General features: G+C 71.6%; 4 protein-coding genes and 1 pseudogene. 4 read left to right on the top strand and 1 reads right to left on the bottom strand.

Annotation, left to right across the window (positions count from 1 at the left end; translation table 11 throughout):
* Nucleotides 1–322 precede the first annotated feature (322 nt).
* Nucleotides 323–1,606, bottom strand: a complete 1,284-nt coding sequence (gene tyrS / locus KBX39_RS25445; RefSeq protein WP_210872885.1) for a tyrosine--tRNA ligase — start codon at nt 1,604–1,606, stop codon at nt 323–325.
* 107 nt (nt 1,607–1,713) lie between these two features.
* Here tyrS and KBX39_RS25440 point away from each other — a divergent pair, with 107 nt between their 5' ends.
* The 4 genes and pseudogenes from KBX39_RS25440 to KBX39_RS25425 all read left to right on the top strand — a co-directional run.
* Nucleotides 1,714–2,097 carry a PaaI family thioesterase gene (locus tag KBX39_RS25440; protein WP_176722761.1) on the top strand — a complete coding sequence of 128 codons (384 nt, stop codon included), beginning with the start codon at nt 1,714–1,716 and terminating at the stop codon, nt 2,095–2,097.
* Nucleotides 2,098–2,168: 71 nt separating this feature from the next.
* Nucleotides 2,169–3,395 (top strand): NRAMP family divalent metal transporter, encoded by a 1,227-nt coding sequence (locus KBX39_RS25435; RefSeq protein WP_210872884.1) that lies wholly within the window; start codon nt 2,169–2,171, stop codon nt 3,393–3,395.
* On the top strand, nt 3,392–3,772 hold the full coding sequence (locus KBX39_RS25430; RefSeq protein WP_210872882.1) for a hypothetical protein: 381 nt from the start codon (nt 3,392–3,394) through the stop codon (nt 3,770–3,772). Before KBX39_RS25435 ends, KBX39_RS25430 begins: the two co-directional genes overlap by 4 nt.
* Nucleotides 3,759–3,946: pseudogene (locus tag KBX39_RS25425) on the top strand (PRC-barrel domain containing protein); the annotation flags it as partial. The gene KBX39_RS25430 and the pseudogene KBX39_RS25425, both read left to right, overlap by 14 nt.

The raw sequence follows: 3,946 nt of genomic DNA, 5'->3' as shown, positions 1-3,946 counted from the left end.
GCATCACCCTTTTACCGGGCACCCCGATTCAACCGACTTCCGTCGGTCGTTCCGAGGAATTCGGCAGGCCGGCCGCCCGCGGTTTCCCGCTGGCTCGTCCGTTTCCCTGCCGGCCGATAACCTTACCCGGTCGGTTCCGCCTCGCCAAATCCGCCTCCCGGCGAATCCGGGGCACCACCCGGTTCTCAGGTCCTGCGCTCCGGCCTTCCAGGTCTTTCGCCCTGTTTCGTCCGTTCCGCGCTGGCAGAGAGAAAGTTACGCGCCCAGCGGAGTGATCGTCAAATCCGCTGGGCGCGTCCCGCGTCACATTGTCGACAACGGACTATCCGCGCAGCTCGACACCGGCGAACGAGCGCTTGCCCCGGCGCAGCACGAGGTACCGGCCGTGCAGCAGGTCGTCCGCCGACACGGTGGCGTCCACCTCGGAGATCCGGGTGTTGTTCACGTACGCGCCACCCTCGGCGATCACCCGGCGGGCCTCCTTCATGCTCGGCACCAGGCCGGACTCCTTGAGCAGGCCGGCGACGTCCGGCAGCTCGTCGAGACGCACCAGGCCGGCCTCGGTCAGCGCGGCGCGCAGCGTCTCCGGGGCCAGCTCGTCGAGCGAGCCCCGCCCGAACAGCGCCTGGCTCGCCGCGACCGCCTGGGCCGTCTCCCGCTCGCCGTGCACCAGCGTGGTCAGCTCCTCGGCGAGCGCCCGCTGGGCCAGGCGCGCCTGCGGGCGTTCCGCGGTCGCCTTCTCCAGCTCCTCCAGCTCCTCACGGGAGCGGAAGCTGAAGTACCGCAGGTGGCGGCTGACGTCCCGGTCGTCGGCGTTGACCCAGAACTGGTAGAACGCGTACGGGCTGGTCATCTGCGGGTCGAGCCAGATCGCGCCGGACTCGCTCTTGCCGAACTTGGTGCCGTCGGACTTCGTCACCAGCGGGGTGGTGAACGCCTGCACCGGCCCGGCGCCGCGCCGGCGAACGTAGTCCACCCCTGCGGTGATGTTGCCCCACTGGTCGGAGCCGCCGTACTGGAGCTGGCAGCCGTGCCGGCGGTGCAGCTCGAAGAAGTCGTTCGCCTGCAGCAGCTGGTAGCTGAACTCGGTGAAGCTGATGCCCGTCTCCAGGCGCGCCCTGACCACCTCGCGGGCGAGCATCTTGTTCACCGGGAAGTGCTTGCCGACGTCGCGGAGGAACTCCACCACCGACATCTCGCCGGTCCAGTCCAGGTTGTTGACCAGTTGCGCCGCGTTCTCCCCGGTGTACGTGACGAACGGCGAGAGCTGCTCGCGGATGCGCTCCACCCAGCCGGCGACCACGTCGGGCGAGTTGAGCGTCCGCTCGGCGCTCTCCTTCGGGTCACCGATCTGGCCGGTGGCGCCGCCGACCAGCAGCAGCGGACGGTGCCCGGCGAGCTGGAGCCGGCGCGCGGTGAGGACCTGCATGAGGTGGCCGACGTGCAGGCTCGGGGCGGTCGGGTCGAAGCCCACATAGAACGTGGCCTGCCCGCCCCCGAGCAGGTCGCGCAGCTCGTCGAGGCCGGTCGAGTCCTGGATCAGGCCCCGCCACAGCAGGTCGTCGGTCAGGGAGTCCCGCCCCTGCGGGAGGTTGCTGTCGGTCACGGTCACCGATTCTCCCCCATTACCGGACCCGGGCCGTACCGGGTTTGCCGAGGTGCGGCCGACTAGGCTGGCGGCGCCGTCGAACGCGAGGAGGAACCGCGGTGGACATGCCGAACCTGACCGGTGGCTTCGTGGCCCTGCTGGGCCTGACGTTCGACGAGGTCAGCGGGGACCGGGTGGTGATCCGGTGGAAGGTGCGCCCGGAGCTGCACCAGCCGTACGGGATCCAGCACGGTGGCGTCTACTGCTCGGTGGTCGAGACGGCGGCCAGCATCGGCGGCGCGCTCTGGCTGGGCGACAAGGGCAACGTGGTCGGGGTGTCGAACCAGACCGACTTCCTGCGCGCGGTGCGCGACGGCGAGCTGACCGCCGTCGGCACGCCCGTGCACCGGGGCCGCAGCCAGCAGCTCTGGCTCGTGGAGATCACCGACGCGGACGGCCGGCTGGTGGCCCGCGGCCAGGTGCGCCTGCAAAACCTGACCGCCTCCTGACGCATTCGCCCGAAACCGGGCACTGACGCCGATATCGTCGCCTCGGTGAGATCGTCCGCTCCCGAACCGACGTGAGGAAGCTGTTCGCCGCCACGCTCGGCGTGCTGTCGGCCGTCGGCGGCTTCGTCGACATCGGTGACCTGGTGGCGGCCAGTCAGGCCGGCGCGCTGTTCGGCATGGCCCACACCTGGGTGCTGCTGGCCGGCGTGGTCGGCATCTGCGCGTACGCGGAAATGGCCGGCCGGATCGCGGCGGTGAGCGGGCGGGCGGTCTTCGACCTGGTCCGGGAGCGGCTCGGGCCGCGGGTGGCGCTGCTCAACCTGGTCGCGTCGTGGCTGGTCACTGTGGTCACGCTCGCCGCGGAGCTGGGCGGGGTGGCGCTGGCGCTGCAACTGGCCACCCGGGTGAGTCACCTGTTCTGGGTGCCGCTCGCCGCGCTGGCCGTCTGGCTGGTGCTGTGGCGGCTGCGCTTCGAGCTGATGGAGCGGATCTTCGGCCTCGCCGGGCTGGCGCTGCTGGTGTTCGCGGTCGCGCTGGTGGCGCTGCCGACCGACTGGCCGGAACTCGGGCAGGGCGCGTGGCAGATCAGCGCGGCCGGGCACGGCTGGCCGCTGTACTGGTTCGTGGCGGTGGCGCTGTTCGCCTCGACGGTGAGCCCGTACGAGGTGTTCTTCTTCTCCTCCGGCGGCGTCGAGGAGCGCTGGAGCGCGGCGGACCTGGCGCGGGCCCGGTCGAACGTGCTGATCGGCTTTCCGGTGGGTGGGTTCCTGGCGTTTTCGCTGGTCGCCGTGGCGACGGTGGCCTACCACCCGTCCGGGGTGTCGCTCAGTACGCTCGACGAGGTGGCGCGGCCGGTGGCCACGGCGCTCGGTGGCGCCGGCCTGGCCACCGCCGTGCTGGCGTTCTTCGCGGTGACGTTCGGCGCGGCGCTGGAGACGGGCCTGTCGGCGGCGTACGCGGCGGCGCAGTACTTCGGGTGGCAGTGGGGCAAGCGTGTCCGCCCCCGGGAGGCGGCCCGGTTCCACAGCGTCCTGCTGGTCGGTCTGCTGCTCGGCGTGGTGATGCTGATGACGACCGTGGACCCGGTGCGGCTGACCGAGTACATGCTGGTGCTGAGCGCTGTGGTGCTGCCGCTGACGTACCTGCCGATCCTGGTGGTCGCGAACGACAGGGGGTACCTCGGCGACCGGGTCAACGGGCGCTGGACGAACCTGCTCGGCGCGGTGTTCCTGCTGCTCATCGTCGCGGCGTCGGTGGCCGCGATCCCACTGGCGATCATGACGGGGATGGGTCCATGAGGGTTCAGCTGGCCAAGCGGCTGCTCGACCGGCAGATCGTCGACGTGGACGGACGGCTGGTCGGGCGGGTCGACGACATCGCGTTCGCCGTCGACGACGAGGGCTTCCCGTACGTGGACAGCCTGCTCACCGGGCAGAGGGCGCTCGGGGAGCGGATCGGCGGGCGGGTCGGTCGGCTGCTGGTGGCGGTGGCGGACCGGTTCACCGACGACCCGCCGGTGCCGCCGTTGCGCGTACCGCTGTCGCAGGTCGCCCACGTGGACAGCGCGGTGCGGCTGCGCTGCCGGGCGGCGGACCTGCCGCCGTCGCCGGTGGAGGCGTGGCTGCGCCGGCACCTGATCGAGCACATTCCCGGGTCCGGCCGTGCGAGCGGGTGAGCTGCTCGGCCGTACCGCCTACGACCTGCACGGGCGGCGGCTGGGCCGGGTGGTGGACGTGGTGGTGCGCGGCGGGTGGCCGCCGGACCGGCTGCGGATCACCGACGTGATCGTCGCCGGGCACTGGTGGACCCGGGTGATCAGCCGCCTGATCGGCCCGGAGCTGCACCCGTC

The organism is Micromonospora sp. D75 (assembly GCF_018070405.1).
Classification (GTDB): Bacteria; Actinomycetota; Actinomycetes; order Mycobacteriales; family Micromonosporaceae; genus Micromonospora; species Micromonospora chalcea.
The sequence above is the reverse complement of the archived record's forward strand: the minus strand, read 5'-3'. Positions and strand labels throughout refer to the sequence as shown.